The organism is Sulfitobacter sp. W027 (assembly GCF_025143985.1).
In the GTDB taxonomy this organism is placed as follows: domain Bacteria; phylum Pseudomonadota; class Alphaproteobacteria; order Rhodobacterales; family Rhodobacteraceae; genus Sulfitobacter.
This window is the reverse complement of the sequence record NZ_CP083564.1, coordinates 3,300,028-3,320,050: the sequence shown is the minus strand read 5'-3', so window position 1 is coordinate 3,320,050 and position 20,023 is coordinate 3,300,028. Positions and strand designations below refer to the sequence as shown.

Sequence of the window (20,023 nt, the reverse complement as noted above, 5' to 3'; positions counted from 1 at the left end):
TTATTTCGCAAAGGCCAGATCGCGCAGGAACAGGGCGATTTGTGGGAAGAAGATCAGCGCGACAGACACGCTCAGCAGCATGATGATGAAGGGCGGGGTGCCGCGGATCACCTCCATATAGGGCCGTTTAAAGACCGCGATGGCGGTGAAGATATCACAGCCGAAGGGCGGCGTGGCCGAGCCGATGGCAACCTGAAGCGTGATGACCGTACCGACCAGCACCGGGTCGAGGCCGACCGATTCCACCACCGGCGCAAAAATCGGCACGAAGACGAGGATCACCACGATCGGGTCCACGAACATACAGCCGATGAAAAAGGCGATGGATATGACGAAAAGCACGCCAATCGGCCCCATGCTGTCGATGCCGATGCCGGTCAGCACCGCTTGGGGGATCTGCGCGAAGGAGATCACCCAAGAGAAGGCCGCGCCCGCCGCAACAAGGATGAAGACCACGGCAGTGATCAGCCCGGTGGATTTCGCCGTCTCATAGATGCCAGCAAAGTCGATCTCACGAAAGACGATCATCTCAAGGAAGATGGCATAGAGCACACAAGCCGCCGCCGCCTCTGTCGGAGAGAAGACACCGCCGTAGATGCCGCCGATGATGATCGCCGGGAAGCCCAGCGGCCAAAGCGCTTGTTGTACCGCGCGGGCACGCTCGCCCCATGTGGCTTTCTCTTCGGTGGGGACGTTGTGGCGGTAGGCGTAGATCACCGAATAGACCGAAAACAGCGCGAGGATCAGCAGGCCCGGCCCGATGCCCGCGATAAACAGTTCTGCAATCGAGGTGTTAGAGACGACGCCATAGATGATCATCCCGATGGAGGGCGGGATCAGGAAGGCGATATCGGACGAGTTGACGATGAGCGCCAACACGAAACTGTCTTTATAGCCCGCCTTGAGCATCCGGGGCCGGAGGGGAGAGCCCACGGCAACAACCGTCGCCTGAGTAGAACCCGACACCGCGCCGAACATTGTACAAGCTGCTGCGGTGGCAACGGCAAGACCGCCCTTCATATGGCCGACGAAGGACATCACCATATCGATCAACCGCCCGGCAGACTGGCCGCGCGTCATAATGTCAGCGGCAAAGATGAACATTGGCACTGCGATTAATGAGGCTGGCCTGATACCTGCCATCATCTGCTGCACCATCGTCTCGAGCTGGCCGAAGCCACCGAAAAGGGAATAGAAACCAACGAATGCCCCGACGATCAGCGGGATCATCATGGGAAAGCCCAAGAGCAGAAGGACGACCATGACAGAGAAAATGGTAATGGCCATTGCTTAGACCTCCCGCTCGTTATCGTCATAGCCTTCAAGCACATTGGTCGAGAGGTAGATGTCCGGCTGAATGATGTTTTTGATCGCCGTCAGCAGATACTGTAGCCCGGTCATGAAAAAGCCGAAGGGGACCCAAACCAATGTCCACCAGACCGGCACTTGCAAGGCGGGCAGCAAGCGGCCACGTCCTGCTTGGGTCATGATGTATTGCAGCGCGTACCACGCAAGGCCGAACATGAAGACGGCGGTGACGAAGGCGATAAAGATCATCAGAACTTTGCGGGGACGCGGGGGCAGGGCGTCGAAAATCGCCGACATGCGGATATGCCGCCCGTGCCGCGCGGCATAGGATATGCCCGCAAAAGTGATGAGAATGATCAGGACGCGGTTCAGCTCTTCGGAGAAGAAGATCGAGCTTTGAAAGATGAAGCGTCCCACGACATTGGCAATGGTGTTGGTCGCCATCAACAAGACACCAGCGGCAAGCATCGCGGACTCAAGCCAGCTGATCGCATTGTCGATCGTGCCTAGAGGGCCGGGTAGGGTGGATTTATAGGGGCCCACAGGGGCGTCGTCGGTGCCGGTGGTATCTGTCTGCGATTGCAGTTGCGAACTGTGGTTGTCTTCCGTCACCGGCGTCATCCCGTGAATGGTTCAAAATGGATCGCGCTAAAATAGGCTCACCCCCCGGCAGTGCCGGAGGGTGAAGGGATGCGTTTATTTGACGGCTTCGAGGTCGGCCTTGAATTGCTCAAGAATCTCTTTGCCGCTGTCGCCTGTCATTTCGATGAAGGCTTCTTCGACGGATGCGGCCTTGTCTTTGAAGGGTTGGCGCTCTTCTTCGGACAGGATGTTGATCTGCATGTCGGGCTTCGCCTTGGCGATGTTTTCCAGCGACTTTTCTTGCAGGCCGGACTGGTATTCGAGGATATAGTCGAATGCCGCGTCAGAGGCGTTCTGCACAACCTCTTTGTCCTCATCGGACAGGCCGTCATAGAAATCCTTGTTGGCCATCACAGCGGTGGTGAAGTTGTTGTGGCCGATGCAGGTGATGACCTCGGTCACCTCATACATCTTGGTGGATTCCAGATAGAAGCCCGGGTTTTCCTGACCTTGGATGATGCCGGTCTGCATCGCGCCATAGACTTCGCCCCATGGCAGCGGTGTTGGCGTGGCACCAAAGGCTTTGTAGCTTTCCACCAAGAGCGGGTTGGTCATGACGCGGAATTTCACCTCGTTGAGGTCTTCGGGCGTTTTGACCGGCTCTTGCGTGGTCATGCAGACTTCGCCTTCGGGGAACATTTTGAGAAGCTCCAGACCCTGCTCGGCATAGAGCTCGGGGAACATCTCGTTGATCGCCTTGGAAGTGCGGAAGAACTCGTTGAGCTGCTCGGGGTCCTGCGGCAGCAGGTAAGGCACGAAGAACACCTGCGCCTCGGGGATCAGCGCGCCGGTGAAGCCGGGGGACTGGTCGACGAACTGAAGGATGCCGGCCTGCGCCTGCTCCATCGTGTCAACGGATTCACCCAAGGTGCCGTATGGGAAAAGCTGAACTTCGTGGTCGGAGTTCGCTTCAACTTCTTCTTTGAACTTCTGGGCGTATTTGCCCTGCACTTCGTCAAGCGCTTCTTCGAATGCATAGCGCCATGTGTCGGCAGAGGCCGCGCCTGCAACACTCGTCACGGCTGCGAGGATACCCCCGGTGATTACGGTCTTGAAAATAGCCATGTTACTCCCTTTCATTTATTGTCCGCGCAGCACAAAGGCCGCAGCGAAACTAATGTCCTGACTATTAGATCATTTAAACCGATCCCAATCATGTCAATGTGAATATTGATCCATGACAATTTGAGGCGCTCTCACAGTCACTCCGTCCTACCCCTGTTGCGTAATCTTGCATCGATCATGCGAATCCCGCGGGCAAATTCAGGAAAGGATTGCCCCCCGACAGCGATACGCAGGCCGGGGTGGCGGTCCGGCGGGCCGATGGCAAAGCTGGCTCCATTGGCCACGGCGACGCCGCTTTCGCGGATGGATTTGACCAGTTCGGCCTCTTCGTAGGTGTCGTGGCAGGGCAGCCAAAGATGCAGCCCGTTTGGGCTGGTGCGCATGTCGAGCCCGCGAAAGACGTTGGCGGCGAAATCGGCGCGGTCGCGCAGGGCCAGTTGCTGACGGTTGAGGAGAGTCTGGGCAGTGCCTTCTTCGATCCAGCGCCCCGCGATCTCGGTCATCATATTAGTGGCCATCCAATTGGTCACCATATGCCGGTTGCCCGCCGATGCCCCAAGGTGATCCGGCACCACCAGATAGCCGACCCGCAGCCCCGGCATCAGACATTTGGTCAGGCTGGTGAAATAGAGTACCCGTTCCGGCGCCATGGCTGCAATCGGCGGTGGCGGCGCGTCTTGCAGCGGCCCCCATGATTGGTTTTCGATGATTAGCAAGTCATGGCGTCTTGCCACCTCGATCACCGCGGCGCGGCGGCTTTCGGTCATGGTAAAGGCCAGCGGGTTGGCCCCGTTGGGGATCAGGTAAACGGCTTTGACAGGCTCTTTCGCGCAGACCCGCTCCAGCGCTTCGGGGCAGATGCCGCCTGCGTCGACGCTCACCCCTTGCACACGGATGCCTAAAAAGCGGGCGAGGGGCCGCAGCGTGTGATGGCCGATGTCTTCGCTCACAATCAGATCACCGGGTTGGGCCGCCGTCATCATCGCCACGGTCATCGCGCTGGTGCTGCCGTTGGTCGGGATCACCGCCATCCCCTCCAAATCCAACCCGCAAAGCGAGAGCCAGCGCCGCACCGCGCTGCTGCTGTCTCCGGCGCGGAGGTCTTGGCGAAACCCGCCCATCATCGCGCGGGGCAAGGAGCGTGCCAATGCGCGGAGCGTCTTTTGCATTGCCTCTTCATGGGCGTGATCCAGCACAGGTTTGAGGATCGACATATCCAGCAACCGCCCGGCGGCCTTGCGGCTGACGAAGGGCATGGAGATATCATCGCTCGCCGCACGCACAAAAGTGCCACGCCCGACTTCGCCGACGATCTTGCCCGCCTCGACCAGCTTGTCATAGGCGCGGCTGACCGTTTGCACGCTGAGCGACAGATCGAACGCCAGTTGGCGCTGCGTCGGCATCCGGTCTCCGGGTTTGAGCACGCCATTTTGAATCGCCGTTTCAATCGCCTGAACGAGTGATCGGTAGGCAGGTCGGGTCAGGGATCCGGGGTCTGGGCGCCATTTTGTCATGATCGGGATGATCACCACAATCATGACAATTGACAAGTCTGACCTGCGCTCGCATGAAACTGCCATGAGCTTTGTCAAACTGGATAAACGCGATATCGCGGTCCTATCGATCCTCTCTCGCGAGGGGCGCATCGCCAAATCTGCGCTTGCCGACAAGGTTCATCTTAGTCCCACCGCTTGCGGCGAACGGCTGGCGCGGCTGGAGTCTGCGGGCATCATTACCGGCTATCAGGCCCATGTCGCCCTGCGCCGCATCGCCCCGCATGTCACCGTCTTTGTGCAGGCCGAACTGGGCAATCACCGGGCCGAGGCGTTTCAGCGGTTCGAGGCCGTGATCGCGCAGCATGATGAGATCGTGCAGTGCTGGGCTTTGGGCGGCGGTTTTGACTATCTTTTGCAGGTCGTCACCCGCGACATCGACAGTTACCAGCGTCTGATGGATGCGCTGCTGGATCAGCAGGCCGGGCTGACGCGCTATTTCACCTATGTGGTCACCAAATCGGTCAAATCGGCACCGCTGCCTCTGTCGCTGCTGCTGCCCGAGGGCGAAAGCTGAGCCGCCGTAGTTTTTCCAGCGCGTAGGGTGCCGCGCCGCAGATCCTCCTGCCGATCGGCTGATATTCGGTCAAACCCGCGCCGCGTCGCACCGTACCTTCGGGGCAATTCATCACAAGGAGTTGCCCGATGACCAAGATGATCCCAACCCCGGCCGATGGTCTGCCCGCGCTGACGCGGGGCGAGTTGGCCCGCCATTTCGCCTATGTCGGCGGCGCATGGGTTGCTGGCGCGCAGAGCGACGACTTTAAGGTGACTGACCCGGCAAGCGGTGCGGTCTTGGGGTCGGTTGCCAAGCTTAACGCCGACGACAGCCGCGCCGCGGTGGATGCTGCACATGCCGCTTTCCCCCATTGGGCCGGGCTGTTGCCGCAAGAGCGTGGTGCCATCCTGCGCCGCTGGCGCGATCTGATGTTGGAAAACCGCGAGGATCTGGCGCGGATCATGACCGCCGAACAGGGCAAACCCATTTCAGAATCGCGTGGCGAGATCGACTATGCCGCGTCCTTCTTTGAGTTCTATTCCGAAGAGGCCCGCCGCCCGAACATCGAAGGCGTCACCTCGCATCTGCCGGATGCCGAGGTGGAAATCTGGCGCGAGCCGGTGGGCGTGGCCGCGCTGATCACCCCGTGGAACTTCCCCTCCGCCATGCTGACTCGTAAGGCGGGCGCGGCGCTGGCGGCAGGCTGTACGGTGGTGGCACATCCTTCGGCAGAGACGCCATTCTCGGCGCTGGCTCTGGCCGAATTGGGCGAACAGGCGGGGCTGCCGAAAGGCGTGTTCAACGTCGTCACCGGCAAAGCGCCGGAGATCGTGCAGCCGTGGATGGAGGACAACCGCGTGCGGGCCATCTCCTTCACCGGGTCTACCGAGATCGGCAAGCTGCTGTATCGTCAGGCATCCGACAGTGTGAAACGTCTGGTGCTGGAACTCGGCGGTCATGCGCCTTTCATCATGTTCGATGATGCCGATATGGACCGCGCGGTCGAAGAGGCGATCAAGGCCAAGTTCGCCACCTCCGGTCAGGACTGCCTCGGTGCCAACCGCTTCTTCATTGCCCGAGACAGCTATGCGACCTTCTGCGAGCGATTCACCGCAGCGACGCAGGCGCTGACCGTGGGCATCGGCGCGGATGATCCCGACATCGGCCCGCTGATGAACGAGAAAGCGGTCGCCAAACAAGAGGAACACGTCAAAGATGCGCTTGACCGTGGGGCGCGGCTGCTCTGTGGTGGCAAACGGCACGCAGCAGGGCCGCTGTTCTTTGAACCGACGGTGCTGGCGGATGTGCCTGCCGACGCGCTGATCATGCGTGAGGAAACCTTTGGCCCCGTGGCCGCCATCGCGGCCTTCGACAGCGAGGATGAGGCGATCACACGGGCCAATGACACGGAGTATGGGTTGGTGGCCTATGTCCACAGCCAAGACCCACGCCGCATCTACCGTGCCAGCCGGGCGCTGTGTTTCGGCATGGTGGCGGTCAACCGCACCAAGGTGACCGGCGCGCCGATCCCCTTTGGCGGCACGAAACAATCGGGGATCGGGCGCGAGGGATCGCGGCTGGGGCTCGAAGCCTTTACGGAAGTCAAATACGTCTGCCGTGACTGGGCCTGAGATTTGAAGATACGGCGCAAAGGCGCGTCGGAAGAAAGGAAAGACCAATGCTGAAGAACGATATGCTCGAACAATGGGACCGTGAGAATTTCTTTCACCCCTCCACCCATCTGGCGCAGCACGCCCGTGGCGAAAGCCCGACCCGTGTGATCAAGACCGCCAAGGGCAGCCATATCACCGACCGCGATGGCAACCAGTTGCTTGACGCCTTTGCGGGCCTCTACTGCGTCAACGTCGGCTATGGCCGGACCGAGATCGCCGAGGCGATTTCCGAACAGGCGCATGAGCTGGCCTATTACCACTCCTATGTCGGCCATGGCACCGAGGCGAGCATCACCCTGTCCAAGATGATCCTCGACCGTGCGCCTGCGGGCATGAGCAAGGTCTATTTCGGCCTTGGCGGGTCGGACGCGAATGAGACCAACGTCAAGCTGATTTGGTACTACAACAACATCCTTGGCCGCCCCGAGAAGAAAAAGATCATCTCGCGCTGGCGTGGCTATCATGGGTCTGGTCTGGTGACGGGCTCGCTGACTGGGCTGGAGCTGTTCCACAAGAAGTTCGACCTGCCGCTGGCACAGGTGGTCCACACCGACGCGCCCTATTACTACCGCCGCCCCGACGCGAACATGAGCGAAGCGGAGTTCACCGCGCATCTGGTAGGTGAGCTTGAGGCGCTGATCGAACGCGAAGGTGCCGACACCATCGCCGCTTTCATCGGGGAGCCGGTTCTGGGCACCGGGGGCATCGTGCCGCCGCCCGAAGGCTATTGGGCCGCCGTGCAGGAGGTGCTGAACAAGCACGACATTCTGCTGGTCGCGGATGAGGTCGTTACCGGCTTTGGCCGTCTGGGCTCGATGTTCGGCTCGGATCACTACGGTATGAAACCTGATCTGATCACCATCGCCAAGGGTTTGACCTCGGCCTATGCGCCGCTGTCGGGCTCCATTGTGGGTGACAAGATGTGGAAGGTGCTGGAGCAGGGAACCGATGAAAACGGTCCCATCGGCCACGGCTGGACCTATTCGGCCCACCCCATCGGCGCGGCTGCGGGGATCGCGAACCTCAAGCTGATCGACGATCTGAAGCTGATCGAGAATGCCTCGGACGTGGGCGGCTATCTGAATGCGCAGATGAAGGCCGCATTGGGCGACCACCCCAAGGTGGGCGACATTCGCGGCGAAGGGATGCTCTGCGCCGTAGAACTGGTTGAGGACCGTGAAGGCCGCACGCAGTTTGATCCATCGCGTAAAGTGGTCCCAACCATCGTTGGCGATATGGTCAAAGCAGGCGTCATCGCCCGCGCCATGCCCCAAGGCGACATCATCGGCTTTGCGCCGCCCTTCTGCCTGACCCGAGAAGAAGCGGATACGGTCGTGGGTGCCACCGCCGACGCGATCAAGGCGACCTTGGGCTGAGGCCTGAAAGAATGGTTTAAAGGACGGCCCGGCGGAAACGTCGGGCCGTTTGCGTTAGGGAATCATTCCCGTGCGGCGAACGGCAAGACGACCGATGAAAACTTAAAATTCGGTAATGACGGGCGTTCATGCGGATAAAATGCTCAGGAATGGAAACAGTGCCCCGGTTTGTCGCCTATTTACTAAAAATTCGCCCAAATTAGGCCACAGTTCACAGGGAAATTAGGGGAAAGCAGCGGCCTGAACAGTTTGGGGCCCAAAGATTTTGATCTGTGGAGAAATGCAATGAGAATTCTGGCGGTGGATGACGATCCGATTATCCTCGAATTGCTCGGGCAATTTGTTGAGATCATCGGCGCGCATGAACTGACGACCGCCTCATCGGCTCTGCATGCGCTTGATATGTTGGGTGATCCGAGCCTTGGGCCAGTGGATTGCTTCATGCTTGATATCCAGATGCCAGGGATGGATGGGATCGAACTGGCGCAGCGCATTCGCAATTCCTCGCGCCACGCTGATACGCCGATCCTGATGCTGACCGCGATGTCCGACAAACGCTACATCGACGCGGCCTTTGCGGCCGGGGCAACCGACTATGTGACCAAACCTTTCGAGATCGCAGAGCTAAAGTCACGCATCGGGCTGGTCGAAGGCATGGTGAAAGAGCGTCAGCAGCGGACAAAGAAAATCTTTGCCGCCAAGACAATCGCCGATCAAGCGACCCATATGGAGCTGTTTGAGCCGATCCCGATTTATGACGTCGACAATGTGATCGACTATACGGCGATGGAGAACTATGTGGCGCAGCTTTCGCGCAGCGCGCTTTTCGGCTCCACGGCCTTTGCCTTTACCATTCGCGAAGTTGACGCCTTCCACGCGACAATGACCTCTTTCGAGTTCTACAGCCTTGTGTCCGACGTGGCTGAGATACTGTCTGATACGCTGGTGGATCATCAAGTTCTGATGTCCTACGCGGGCAATGGCACGTTCGTTTGCATCACGGAAAGCGGCTGGCGTCCGGATATGCGCGGGCTGATGGATGCGGTTAACTTTGAGTTGTCTCAAACGGAATTGTTCGACAATAATGGCGAGCGCGTTCACCCGCGTGTCAGCGCGGGCGAAGGCGTTCGGCTGATCTGGAAGAGCGGCAACTCCGTCATGGACGCGCTGGCGCAAGCCCATGCAAGTGCAGAGGCAGCCAGTGCAGCGCATACGAAATCGCTCAATGACTTTTGGCAGAATGATCAACAGGCATGACTAAAATGTTAGCTGAACTTCCCGGCATAGAGCGCATCCGCAAGCGCTTTGTCGAAATGCTGACCGAGCGTCAGACGTTGATCGCAAGCCATGGACTGGCCGCGTGGGACGGGACGACCGTGGAAGAGATCAAGGGCAATTTGGCAAGCGCGCAGGCCATCCTGCACCAGATCGCAGGCAGTGCAGGGTCGCTGGGGTTTGAAGAGCTTGGCCGTTTGGCGCGGAAATGTGAGACGCAGATCGTCGACCATTTGGCCGGGCCAAGCGCCAACCGAGCGGATTGCCCGATCGAGATCATCTCGGAACTGGATGGGTTCGTCGCCCACTGCCGTCAGGAAATCGACGCCCACGCCTAATGGCGTGGCGAAAGTGCCTTGGCGGGCACGTCCTCATTCATTCAGTATCCCGACTAGCCGCCCTCATAGGCAGGCTGACGAGACGCAGGCTCAGGCGGCCTGCATCGCGGCTTTGACCTGATCAGCCAGAGCGATGGGGTCAAAGGGCTTGCTGATCACATCAGCGGCCCCCAGATCGCGCAGCTCTTCAATTTCGTTATGCTGGGCGCGGGCGGTCATAAAGATCGCCGGAACATCGCGCAGGCTATCCATTTCGCGCATCTTCTCAAGGGTCTGACGACCCGTCATGCCGGGCATCATCATGTCGAGCAGGATTACATCAGGCGTGTAGGACTGAACTTGCTTCAGCGCAGCTTCCCCGGTCTCGCATTGAACGACGTCGAAATCGCCGCTGAGCTCTAGCGCCATCAGCGCAATTTCCCGAATATCCGCGTCATCCTCGACGTGCAGCAGTTTGATCATTCCATACTCTCTCTAGGAGGCTTCGCGCAGCAACGAAGCCGGTTCCTCTGCCGCTACCTGAGAATTTTTCTTCGGCAGGGTAAAGTAAAATGTCGTACCAAATCCCTCGCGGCTGTCAAAACCTATTTTACCGCCAAGATTTTCAACGATTGCTTTGCAGACGCTCAGACCCAGCCCGGTGCCGCCCTTATCCGCCCGGTTGGAGTTGGACAGATCGGCAAACCGCTGGAAGACTTTATGCTCCTCGGAGGCGGGAATGCCCGGGCCGCGGTCCGTCACAGAGATGCGCAGTTCATCCTCATTCTCTTCAGCGCGAATGGTGATCCGCTCTCCGGGTTTTGAAAATTTGGCTGCGTTGGACAGGAGGTTGGTCAGCACCTGAATGACCCGGTTTGGATCCGTGGTGACCTGCATCGGGCTATCGTTATTCTCAACATGAATGCGCACGCCATGCCGCTGTTCAAGCGAGGAATTAGCCGCGCTGGTTTCGCGAAGAAGCTCTGCGATATCAGTTTCTTCGAGATTAAACTCCAACCGCCCGTTTGCGATTTTTTCCAGATCGAGAATGTCGTTGATGATCAACACCAAGCGGTCGGCATTGCGGTGCGATATCTCCAACAATGCGCGCGCCTTGCTGGGCAGTTCACCCGCCGCCCGTGACAAGAGCAGCCCCATAGACCCCTTGATCGACGTGAGCGGCGAGCGCAGTTCGTGGCTGACCATCGAGATAAACTCGGACTTCATCCGCTCTTCGTTGATGATGTCCGAGATGTCGTGCAGCATGATCAGAAAACGCCCCGCCGTACCGCCGATGGGCAGCAGTTTGATGGTAACCTGAAAGTGATTGCCAAACAGTTCGGTGTCAAACTGGGTCATCGTCTTGCCCGCGGTGGCGAGGGAGCGACAGGCATCCAGCACGGTTTGATTGCCGCTTTTCTTAGCAAGGTCTTCAAGCGTTCGCTTTGAGTAGGAGTCACTGTGCCAGCCGGTGCGGCTCATTGCGACGCGGTTCATATAGCTAAAGCAATGCGTCTCGGCATCGACGATCCAGATGTCATCGCGCAGTTCGTAGAGGGTTTCAGACGTGTCACGCTCGGCCAAAAGCTCATTCGCGTGGGTCACATCGGTGCGGGCAGAGATCGACCCGGCCCAAGCCCCTTTCTTGTCGAAAAGCGGCATCACTGTGCATTGCGTTTGGATCACCCGCCCGTCGGCGCAGCGCATCGGGGTCTCGCCCTGCCATGTCTTGCCTTGCATCAATGTCGCGCGAATTTTTGTAGCGAGTTCGCGAAACTCTTCTTGGTAAAGCATCGAAACAGGTTGGCCGATCAGCTGCGCGCGGGTATAGCCCGTCAGTTCGATAAAGCGGTCGTTTACCTGTTCCAGCAAACCCTCGGGATCGACAATGTTGACGATGGCATGGCTGTCAAAAGCCTTAAGCCGTTGTGCCATATAGTGTTTGCCAGAGACCCTATCGTCTCCGGGTCGCAATGCATTCACGGCAAGAGGCGTCAGCCCCGCCAGAACGATAGCGCCGACCACGGGAATAATTTCCCCAGTCTGGCCGGTAATTAGTGCGGAAGTTGCGGTGTACCAGCTGCCTGAAATGGCAGTGCCCAGAAAAAATGTGGCGGCGGTACGCTTGTTAAATGACTTTGACGACACTCGTAGATCCTCGCCCAGAAGCGGACATGCAGCTAATCGTAGCATGACTTATGCATTGTAATTTAATCAAACTGCCAAAGCATGTTGGCAATAATATGGCATGTCGCACTTTAGCGTCACTTCTCTGAGATGCCAGCATTCAAGATGCGCGTGCCGTGTTTCCAGTGATCGAGCTGACCACCGAACTGATGCCGCTCCGCGACTTGATCAGGTTTATCCCGACGCGAGGGTCAGGCTCGCGGTTGTTATCCGCAGATAGGCTGATGATCTTGGCGGCGGGGTGCAGCCGGGTGATGTCTTCCAGAAGGGAGCGGGCGTCTCCATCTGGCAGGGACCAATCAAGGATCACGACATCAAGCTCTTCCCGACCGATCATCTGCCGCGCCTGTGCAAGGTTGTTAACGTTGGTTACGTCCGCGACACTGTCCAACCCGGTGCGGATCACCTCCGCAAAGTCCAAATCGTCTTCGATGTGCAGCACGCGCAGCTTGGTATCCCGTTCACCAAAATGGGAATTGGGTAGGGACGGGGCCTGCGCGGATTCTGCATCGGCGATGGGGCAGGTGAACCAAAAGACGGTAACGCCATTTGGAATGCTCTCAAATCCGATCGTGCCGCCCTGACGTTTGATAATCTGCCGGGTGATGTTCAGCCCCAGCCCGGTGCCGCCCTTGGCGCGGGTGTCTGATCCATCTGCCTGAGAGAAGGCCTGAAAGATCCGCGGGCGGAAGTTTTCGGGCACGCCGGGACCAGTGTTTTGAATAAAGACAATCGCCCGGTCTCCCAACCTCTCCGCCCGAATTTGCACCTCGGACTCTGCATCGGAGTATTTGCAGGCATTGGAAATCAGGTTGGCCAGCACCTGCCGCGTGCGGCTTTCATCCACCCGGACCATCAGCGGGTTGTCGGGCAGTTGTACGCCCAGTGTGTTGTTATGTGTGATCGCAAAGGGCGACATTTCATTGACCGAGTCGTTGATCACGCTGCTGAGATCGACATCGTGAAAATCGAACAGCACTTCACCAGACGAGATTTTTTCAAGGTCGAGAATGTCGTTCACGATATGCGACAGCCGATCGGCATTGCTGCGCGCGATATCAATGAGACGGACATGCGCCGGTAGAAGGCGGGTGTTGTCCGTGGTGTCGATCAGGCCCAAGGCCCCTTTGATTGAGGTGAGCGGCGTGCGCAGCTCATGGCTGACGGTTGAGACAAACTCGCTCTTGATTTGCTCCAGCTTCTTTTGATCCGTAATGTCGTTGATCTGAACGATAAAGACATAGCCGCGGGCGTTTTTGTCGAAAGTCCAAGAGACGTTGAACAGCCCCCAGCGTTCATAGCCGAGCTTATGGGTGATGCGGTATTCTGCTTGATAGTTTTGCGAACTGCGGGATTCGACGAGCCCGCGCACCTCTTTGTAGAGCGTGTCTAGATCGCTCTCGGGCATCAGATCGCCCAGTTTGGTATTCGACAGCAGTTCTTCTTCGCTATAGCCACAAAGCGTGCAGAGCGCGCTGTTGACGCTGTTAAAGACACCGCCCTCGCCCAGGATCGCCATGCCGACGGGGGCCACTGCCAGCACCTGTCGGAAGCGACGTTCGCTGGTCTCAAGTGCGTTGCGCGCATGGACGATATCGGTCACATCCGTTTGGGTGCCGACCATCCGCAGGGCCATGCCATTTTCGTCGCGCCCAGTCACTACCGCGTCAGAGCGCATCCAGCGCCATTCACCAGTGCCGATCTTCATCCGGTATTCGGTCACAGATCGTTTTTGCTGCCCAGAGATGCAGGCCTGATCGGTTTGGGTAAGCAATGGCAGATCGTCGGGGTGAACACGTCGTAAAAATTCCGCCTGCGGGTCGGTCAACCGCTCGTAATCGGCCATCCCCAGAATGCGCCGCCATGTATCCGATACCTCGGATTTGCCGGTGCGCAGGTCGATGTCGAAGACACCAATCTGCGCACCTTCAAGTGCGAGGTCATAGAGCGCTTTGTTCCGCGCCAGCTCATCCTGCACCGCTAGTTCAGAGGTGAGATCGCGCACAATCGCGGTCACACGCCGCTCGCCGGTGTGAGTGGTCCAATTGTTGCGTTGCAGATCAAGCTTCAGTTCCTGGCCAAAGCAGGTCTTGCCCGCAGCATTGACCTGTTCGTGGTCGTGATCTTTAATCAAGTCGGTAACGAGGTCGGCGAAATCCATGCCCTTGAGCGCTTCACGTCCATAGCCAAAGCAGACCAGCGCCGCTTGGTTGGCGAAGAGCACGCGGTCCGTGCTGTCGAGCAGGAACACAGGCGTCACAGAGTTTTCGATGACCGAGCGGTTTTCCTCTTCATGGGCGTCAATTTGGCGTTCGCGCAGGACGGCAAGCTGGCTAAGCGCCGCGCTGCGTTGGCGCAAACTACGGAAAGCGACAAAGAAAAGGATCGCCAGCAATATACCCGAAACGAGCAATATCTCCGGCACGGCACTGTGCATGGCGCTATCGAAACGAGGCGTGCTGACATGGACCACGGTCCAAGGCCGGCCAAAGCGTTCGATCGTCTGGGTGATGCTATGGCGGCCAGTTTCGGCACCTTCCGGCGTGCTATCAAAAATGCGGTTTTCCGGCGCAGTGGTCAGCCCATCGAAAACTTTGATGTCATAGGCCTCTCCCTGCGTTGGAGTCAGCCCGTTCAAAAGGTTTGCACCAACAAAGGGAGCGTAGACCCAGCCGGCAAAGCCCGCCGTGCTCTGAGCTGGGCTGTTGGCGGCGGCAAAGACCGGGCGAAGCAGAAGGAAACCGGGCTGCCGGGTCTTATCCTGTACCAGCAGGATGCGCGGCGTTAACTGCGGCTCTCCAGTATCGCGAGCGCGCAGGGCAGCGCGGCGGCGGTCTTCGTTAAAGCTGATGTCGAGGCCCACGGCCTCCGCATTTGGGCCTTGGGGGTAGATGTATTGGATCACCATCTTCTCGGCATTGCCGGTATTTGGATGGATTCGGAAATTTTCGATGCCGAGCGCGGTAACCTCTTTGACGAAAGCATCCTCGGTCCCTCTGGCCACGGGGGCAACAAAGCCGATGCCATTGATGCCGGGCAAAAAGGTGTCGATCTCAAGCGTGTCGACGTAATGCGCAAAGTCGCGGGCGGTCACCTCGTTAGAGGCGTTCATAAAGGCGGCGATACCGTTGAGGCTTTGCAGGTAGGTATGCATGCGCGCGTCGAGGCTTTGCAGACTTTCTTCAGCAATTCGATCAAAGGCCCGTTCGGCGGCAGCGTCGTTGCTGCGACTGCTATAGAGGAACACCCCAAAGGTGATGGCGAGACATCCGAGAAACAATATAAATTCGGGTCGCCGCAACAGTTTCAACCTTCGTATGTGGCCACCAAAAGGCGACGAAGTTTTCTTCCCCCCGGGAAAAGTCTAGCGCCGTGGGGCAATATGTCCAATCCGGCCATATTCACCTGCGGGTCAAAAAAAGCAACAAACGGATGCAGTTCGGGCACGAAGAGCGAAGATTGTGGCTTTGGAGCAAAAGTCAGGTGGCGCGGGGGGGATAGCGCGAAATTACGGCAGGGATTGTGACCTGCCGCCCGGCGCTCTACCAATGTTGCGGGATATCGGGAGAGGGTCACCATGCACGATGAAACACAGCTAGAAGGTCGCTATGACTATATCATCGTCGGCGCGGGCACTGCGGGCTGTGTACTTGCCAACCGTCTCAGCGCCGATCCCGCCAATAAGGTTTTGTTGCTCGAGGCCGGGGGGGATGACAATTACCACTGGGTCAAGGTGCCGGTGGGCTATCTTTACTGCATCGGCAATCCGCGCACCGATTGGATGATGAAAACCGCCCCTGAGCCGGGGTTGAACGGACGCTCTCTGGCCTATCCCCGCGGCAAGGTGTTGGGTGGCTGCTCTTCGGTGAATGGCATGATTTACATGCGTGGGCAGGCGGCGGACTATGACCATTGGCGGCAGCTTGGTAATACCGGGTGGAGCTGGGACGATGTTCTGCCCTATTTCCTGAAGTCCGAAGATCACCACGCGGGCGATAATGACATGCACCGCACGGGGGGCGAGTGGAAGGTCAGCAAGCAGCGTCTGCGGTGGGACATTCTGGAGGCCGTGCAAGACGGGGCGCGGGAGTTCGGGATCGAACCGCGTGCCGATTTCAATGACGGCGACAACGAAGGATCGGGCTTTTTCGAAGTGAACCAAAAGGACGGCGTGCGCTGGAACACCGCGCGCGGCTTCCTCCGCCCGGCGATGCAGCGCCCCAATCTTCGGGTGATGACCCATGCCCATACCAATGGGCTGATCCTTGAGGGCAAGCGTGTGACCGGCGTACGTTTCACCCATAAGGGCCGCGCCCTGCGGGCCGTGGCCGAGGGGGAGGTGCTCTTGGCCGCCGGGGCGATCAACTCGCCCAAAATCCTAGAACTCTCGGGCATCGGGCAGAGTGAGCTTTTGAGTGGCATGGGGATCACCACGCTGCATGAGCTGCCCGGCGTGGGGGAAAACCTTCAGGACCATCTGCAAATTCGTACCGTCTACAAGGTGCAGAACACCAAGACGCTCAACACGATGACCCATTCGCTGTGGGGCAAGGGACGGATGGGGCTGGAATATCTCATGCGGCGCAGCGGTCCTTTGGCGATGGCACCCAGCCAGTTCGGCATGTTCACCAAGTCCGACCCCGCGTTGGAGACGCCCGATCTGGAATACCACGTGCAGCCCCTGTCGACCGACAAGCTGGGCGATCCGCTGCATCCCTTCCCGGCGATCACCGTTTCGGTCTGTAACCTGCGGCCTGAGAGCATCGGCAGTTGCCACCTGACCAGCCGCGACAGTGCCGTGCAACCCGACATTCGCCTCAACTACCTCTCTACCGAAAGCGACAAGCGCGTGGCGGTTACGGCGATGAAACAAGCGCGGCACATCATGACAGCAAAGGCGCTTCACCCCTACGCGCCCGAGGAAATCTTGCCCGGCCCTGCTGTGCAGAGCGACGAAGACCTGCTCGACAAAGCGCGCGATATTGCCACGACGATCTTTCACCCCGTTGGCACCTGCAAGATGGGCAGTGATCCGATGGCCGTGGTCGATTCCGATCTGCGGGTTCATGGGCTGCGCGGGCTGCGGGTGATTGATGCGTCGATCATGCCCAAGATCGTATCGGGCAACACGGCATCGCCCACGGTGATGATTGCCGAAAAGGCTGCCGACGCGATTTTGGCGGGGCGGTGACGGTATGTTAAGCACGCGATTGACCGAGCGGCTGGGGATCAGCCACCCCATCATCCAAGCGCCGATGGCCTTTGCGGCGGGCGGGCGGCTGGCGGCGGCGGTCTCAGGTGCCGGGGGCTTGGGGATGATCGGTGGCGCTTACGATTCCGGCGAATGGATTGCTGAGCAGCAGGATCTGGCGGGCAATCAGTCGGTCGGCTGCGGCTTCATCACTTGGAAGCTGCGCGAGCATCCGCAGGCGCTGGAGCAGGTCCTCGCCCGCGATCCGGCAGCGGTCTTTCTTTCTTTCGGTGATCCGGCAGAGTTCGTGCCCCAAATCCGCGAGGCAAAGGTACCGCTGATCTGTCAGGTGCAAACGCTGCGCGACGCGGTCCACGCGATTGACTTGGGGGCCGAGATCATCGTTGCGCAGGGGTCCGAGGCCGGGGGCCATGGTGAGAAGCGCGCGACTTTCACGCTGGTCCCCGAGATTGCCGATTACATTGCCCGCCACGCACCTGACACGCTGCTTTGTGCCGCAGGTGGCGTGGGCGATGGGCGCGGGCTGGCGGCAGCACTGATGCTGGGGGCCGATGGGGTGGTCGTGGGCTCACGTTTCTGGGCGTCAGAAGAGGCGCTGGTGCATCCCGCTATGCTTGAGGCAGCGATCAAAGCGAGCGGCGATGACACGCTGCGCAGTACGGTGACCGACATCATGCGCGGCTATGACTGGCCCGAGCGCTATACGGGTCGGGTGCTGCGCAATGCATTCACCGACCGCTGGCATGACGATCCCAAAGGGCTGCGCGCGGCGCTGGATCAGGAGTTGCCGCGCTGGCAATCGGCGGTGGCGAAGGGCGATGCCCGCACTGCCAACGCCTTCGTTGGAGAGGTTGCAGGGCTGATCCGAGATGTAAAACCCGCTGCAGATATCCTGCGTGATATCGTAGGTGGTGCAGAGGCCTCATTAGCGCAGCGCTTCTTGCGCTAGGCGTCCGGGCCGGTGCCGAGGGCACCGACCCGCTCCTTAGCCGACCCGTCGAAAACTGGTTGCCTGCTTAAGAAGCAATGTGGCTCAGTTCTCTACTTCCTCCCGGCCCGGCACATGCTCTCGGGCGGGGGCGGTTTCCCAATTGTCGATCACTTCCATCGCCTCATCCGCGCTTTCGACAAAGCGGAACAGGTCGAGGTCTTCGGCAGAGATCGTTCCGGCATCGGCCAGCGCGTCCCAGTTAATGATCTTTTCCCAGAACTCACGCCCGAACAGGAGGAAGGGCACGCGATTCATCCGGCCTGTCTGGATCAGGGTCAGCGCCTCAAACAGCTCGTCCATGGTGCCGAAACCACCGGGGAAGACGCAGATCGCGCGGGCGCGCATCAGGAAGTGCATCTTGCGGATCGCGAAATAGTGGAAGTTAAAGCAAAGCTCCGGCGTGACATATTCGTTGGGTGCCTGCTCAAACGGCAGCACGATGTTCAGGCCGATGGAATGGCCGCCTGCATCCAGCGCGCCGCGGTTGCCCGCCTCCATCACACCCGGTCCCCCGCCGGTGACGATGACGTTCTCCACGCCGCCGGTCTCCATAGACTTTTCGGTCATCAACCGGGCAAAGGTGCGGGTCTCATCATAAAAACGCGAAAGATCGGCCAGCGTCTTGGTGCGGGCGGTGTGTTTCTGTGCGGGTTCGGGAATGCGTGCCCCGCCGAACAGCACAATGGTTGATTGGATGCCATGGGCATCGAGCAGCAGTTCGGGCTTGAGCAGTTCCAGTTGCAGACGCACCGGGCGCAGCTCTTCGCGGCACATGAAGTCGTCGTCGGTAAAGGCCAGGCGATAGGCAGGCGCGCGGGTCTGTGGCGTGTCGGGCGCGTCTTCGGCCTTGGCACGGTCAACGGTGGCGCGGCGCAGCGGGTGGCGGTGGTCCTCGTTCATCCTCGGGTCTTTCCTTGGTCTAGGGCTTGGCTCAGGTGGCGCGATGGGCGTTCAGGTCAACATGCCTTGTTGGTCGCAGAATGACCACGCCTCACTTTGCCCGGCAATTGCACCCTTGGCGGTGCAAGGCTATAGCCCTCAAAAGGCCTTTTCACATTCGGAGACTTGCCCATGTCCAACGCCCAACTTGAAACCGCCATCGAAGCCGCTTGGGATACCCGCGACCAGATCACATCCGCCACCACCGGAGAGACCCGCGACGCCATCGAAGAGACGCTGAACGCGCTCGACAGCGGCAAGCTGCGCGTGGCCGAAAAGCAAGACGAGGGCAACTGGAAGGTCAACCAATGGGCCAAGAAGGCCGTGCTGCTGGGCTTCCGCATCAAGGATATGGAGCATCAAGAGGGCGGCCCGCAGGGCGCTGGCTGGTGGGACAAGGTCGACAGCAAGTTCAAAGGCTGGGGCGATGCCGAGTGGAAAGAGGCCGGTTTCCGCGCCGTGCCGAACTGCGTCGTGCGCCGCTCGGCCTTTATCGCACCGGGTGTGGTGTTGATGCCGTCTTTCGTGAACATCGGCGCCTATGTGGACAGCGGCACCATGGTTGACACATGGGCGACCGTTGGCAGCTGCGCCCAGATCGGCAAGAACGTTCACCTCTCGGGCGGCGTCGGCATTGGCGGCGTGTTGGAGCCGATGCAGGCAGGCCCGACCATCATCGAAGACAATTGTTTTATCGGCGCGCGTTCGGAAGTCGTCGAAGGCTGCATCGTGCGCGAAGGTTCGGTGCTGGGCATGGGCGTGTTCATCGGCCAGTCGACCAAGATCGTGGACCGCGAAACCGGTGAGATCATGTATGGCGAAGTGCCCGCAGGGTCGGTTGTCGTGGCGGGCTCCATGCCCTCCAAGAACAACGTGAACCTTTATTGCGCCGTGATCGTCAAACGGGTGGATGCCAAGACCCGCTCCAAGACCTCGATCAACGAGCTGCTGCGCGACTGATGGAACCAAATGCCTGGTCATGGCGT

At 59.3% G+C, this 20,023-nt stretch carries 16 protein-coding genes; 8 read left to right on the top strand and 8 right to left on the bottom strand.

Annotated elements, in window-relative coordinates:
- The 4 genes from K3759_RS16315 to K3759_RS16300 form a co-directional block, all read right to left on the bottom strand.
- Positions 1 to 1,287 (bottom strand): TRAP transporter large permease, encoded by a 1,287-nt coding sequence (locus K3759_RS16315; RefSeq protein ID WP_259983391.1) that lies wholly within the window; start codon positions 1,285 to 1,287, stop codon positions 1 to 3.
- 3 nt (positions 1,288 to 1,290) lie between these two features.
- Positions 1,291 to 1,929, bottom strand: coding sequence for a TRAP transporter small permease (locus tag K3759_RS16310; protein ID WP_259983389.1), 639 nt, complete (start codon positions 1,927 to 1,929; stop codon positions 1,291 to 1,293).
- 75 nt (positions 1,930 to 2,004) lie between these two features.
- Positions 2,005 to 3,015 (bottom strand): TRAP transporter substrate-binding protein DctP, encoded by a 1,011-nt coding sequence (dctP, locus tag K3759_RS16305; RefSeq protein WP_259983387.1) that lies wholly within the window; start codon positions 3,013 to 3,015, stop codon positions 2,005 to 2,007.
- Positions 3,016 to 3,152: 137 nt separating this feature from the next.
- Positions 3,153 to 4,529, bottom strand: a complete 1,377-nt coding sequence (locus K3759_RS16300) for a PLP-dependent aminotransferase family protein (protein ID WP_259983385.1) — start codon at positions 4,527 to 4,529, stop codon at positions 3,153 to 3,155.
- 22 nt (positions 4,530 to 4,551) lie between these two features.
- Here K3759_RS16300 and K3759_RS16295 point away from each other — a divergent pair, with 22 nt between their 5' ends.
- The 5 genes from K3759_RS16295 to K3759_RS16275 all read left to right on the top strand — a co-directional run bounded on the left by K3759_RS16295 (position 4,552) and on the right by K3759_RS16275 (position 9,729).
- On the top strand, positions 4,552 to 5,085 hold the full coding sequence (locus K3759_RS16295; RefSeq protein WP_259983383.1) for an Lrp/AsnC family transcriptional regulator: 534 nt from the start codon (positions 4,552 to 4,554) through the stop codon (positions 5,083 to 5,085).
- Between the two features lie 128 nt (positions 5,086 to 5,213).
- Positions 5,214 to 6,698: an NAD-dependent succinate-semialdehyde dehydrogenase gene (locus tag K3759_RS16290; RefSeq protein WP_259983380.1), complete on the top strand. Its 1,485-nt coding sequence runs from the start codon at positions 5,214 to 5,216 to the stop codon at positions 6,696 to 6,698.
- A 47-nt stretch (positions 6,699 to 6,745) separates the two neighbouring features.
- A complete protein-coding gene (locus tag K3759_RS16285; RefSeq protein ID WP_259983378.1) occupies positions 6,746 to 8,116 on the top strand; it encodes an aspartate aminotransferase family protein in 1,371 nt (456 codons plus the stop codon).
- Positions 8,117 to 8,401: 285 nt separating this feature from the next.
- Positions 8,402 to 9,373: a PleD family two-component system response regulator gene (locus K3759_RS16280; protein ID WP_259983376.1), complete on the top strand. Its 972-nt coding sequence runs from the start codon at positions 8,402 to 8,404 to the stop codon at positions 9,371 to 9,373.
- The gene (locus K3759_RS16275; RefSeq protein ID WP_259983374.1) at positions 9,370 to 9,729 is read left to right on the top strand and encodes an Hpt domain-containing protein; all 360 of its coding nucleotides are present in this window, start codon (positions 9,370 to 9,372) and stop codon (positions 9,727 to 9,729) included. Before K3759_RS16280 ends, K3759_RS16275 begins: the two co-directional genes overlap by 4 nt.
- Positions 9,730 to 9,819: 90 nt before the next feature.
- On the opposite strand, the gene K3759_RS16270 is transcribed toward K3759_RS16275, so the two are convergent.
- The 3 genes from K3759_RS16270 to K3759_RS16260 all read right to left on the bottom strand — a co-directional run bounded on the left by K3759_RS16270 (position 9,820) and on the right by K3759_RS16260 (position 15,196).
- Positions 9,820 to 10,191, bottom strand: coding sequence for a response regulator (locus tag K3759_RS16270; protein WP_007118281.1), 372 nt, complete (start codon positions 10,189 to 10,191; stop codon positions 9,820 to 9,822).
- A gap of 12 nt (positions 10,192 to 10,203) precedes the next feature.
- Entirely contained in the window at positions 10,204 to 11,856 is a 1,653-nt protein-coding gene (locus tag K3759_RS16265; protein WP_259983370.1) for an ATP-binding protein, read from the bottom strand.
- A 139-nt stretch (positions 11,857 to 11,995) separates the two neighbouring features.
- Positions 11,996 to 15,196, bottom strand: a complete 3,201-nt coding sequence (locus K3759_RS16260) for a CHASE domain-containing protein (RefSeq protein WP_259983368.1) — start codon at positions 15,194 to 15,196, stop codon at positions 11,996 to 11,998.
- A gap of 276 nt (positions 15,197 to 15,472) precedes the next feature.
- On the opposite strand from K3759_RS16260, the gene K3759_RS16255 reads away from it, so the two are divergent.
- A complete protein-coding gene (locus K3759_RS16255) occupies positions 15,473 to 17,086 on the top strand; it encodes a GMC family oxidoreductase (protein WP_259983366.1) in 1,614 nt (537 codons plus the stop codon).
- A gap of 4 nt (positions 17,087 to 17,090) precedes the next feature.
- Positions 17,091 to 18,056, top strand: a complete 966-nt coding sequence (locus K3759_RS16250) for a nitronate monooxygenase family protein (protein WP_259983363.1) — start codon at positions 17,091 to 17,093, stop codon at positions 18,054 to 18,056.
- Positions 18,057 to 18,140: 84 nt separating this feature from the next.
- Here the strand turns inward: K3759_RS16250 and K3759_RS16245 are convergent, their stop codons facing one another.
- Positions 18,141 to 18,998, bottom strand: coding sequence for an LOG family protein (locus K3759_RS16245; RefSeq protein WP_259983361.1), 858 nt, complete (start codon positions 18,996 to 18,998; stop codon positions 18,141 to 18,143).
- Positions 18,999 to 19,169: 171 nt separating this feature from the next.
- Here K3759_RS16245 and dapD point away from each other — a divergent pair, with 171 nt between their 5' ends.
- Entirely contained in the window at positions 19,170 to 19,997 is an 828-nt protein-coding gene (gene dapD, locus K3759_RS16240; RefSeq protein WP_259983360.1) for a 2,3,4,5-tetrahydropyridine-2,6-dicarboxylate N-succinyltransferase, read from the top strand.
- Positions 19,998 to 20,023: the final 26 nt, after the last annotated feature.

What these genes read in the sequence shown, in the direction of transcription:
- K3759_RS16315 (WP_259983391.1), bottom strand. Translation starts at nt 1,287, where the DNA reads ATGGCCATTACCATTTTCTCTGTCATGGTCGTCCTTCTGCTCTTGGGC.
- K3759_RS16310 (WP_259983389.1), bottom strand. Translation starts at nt 1,929, where the DNA reads ATGACGCCGGTGACGGAAGACAACCACAGTTCGCAACTGCAATCGCAG.
- dctP (WP_259983387.1), bottom strand. Translation starts at nt 3,015, where the DNA reads ATGGCTATTTTCAAGACCGTAATCACCGGGGGTATCCTCGCAGCCGTG.
- K3759_RS16300 (WP_259983385.1), bottom strand. Translation starts at nt 4,529, where the DNA reads ATGACAAAATGGCGCCCAGACCCCGGATCCCTGACCCGACCTGCCTAC.
- K3759_RS16295 (WP_259983383.1), top strand. Translation starts at nt 4,552, where the DNA reads ATGACAATTGACAAGTCTGACCTGCGCTCGCATGAAACTGCCATGAGC.
- K3759_RS16290 (WP_259983380.1), top strand. Translation starts at nt 5,214, where the DNA reads ATGACCAAGATGATCCCAACCCCGGCCGATGGTCTGCCCGCGCTGACG.
- K3759_RS16285 (WP_259983378.1), top strand. Translation starts at nt 6,746, where the DNA reads ATGCTGAAGAACGATATGCTCGAACAATGGGACCGTGAGAATTTCTTT.
- K3759_RS16280 (WP_259983376.1), top strand. Translation starts at nt 8,402, where the DNA reads ATGAGAATTCTGGCGGTGGATGACGATCCGATTATCCTCGAATTGCTC.
- K3759_RS16275 (WP_259983374.1), top strand. Translation starts at nt 9,370, where the DNA reads ATGACTAAAATGTTAGCTGAACTTCCCGGCATAGAGCGCATCCGCAAG.
- K3759_RS16270 (WP_007118281.1), bottom strand. Translation starts at nt 10,191, where the DNA reads ATGATCAAACTGCTGCACGTCGAGGATGACGCGGATATTCGGGAAATT.
- K3759_RS16255 (WP_259983366.1), top strand. Translation starts at nt 15,473, where the DNA reads ATGCACGATGAAACACAGCTAGAAGGTCGCTATGACTATATCATCGTC.
- K3759_RS16250 (WP_259983363.1), top strand. Translation starts at nt 17,091, where the DNA reads ATGTTAAGCACGCGATTGACCGAGCGGCTGGGGATCAGCCACCCCATC.
- K3759_RS16245 (WP_259983361.1), bottom strand. Translation starts at nt 18,998, where the DNA reads ATGAACGAGGACCACCGCCACCCGCTGCGCCGCGCCACCGTTGACCGT.
- dapD (WP_259983360.1), top strand. Translation starts at nt 19,170, where the DNA reads ATGTCCAACGCCCAACTTGAAACCGCCATCGAAGCCGCTTGGGATACC.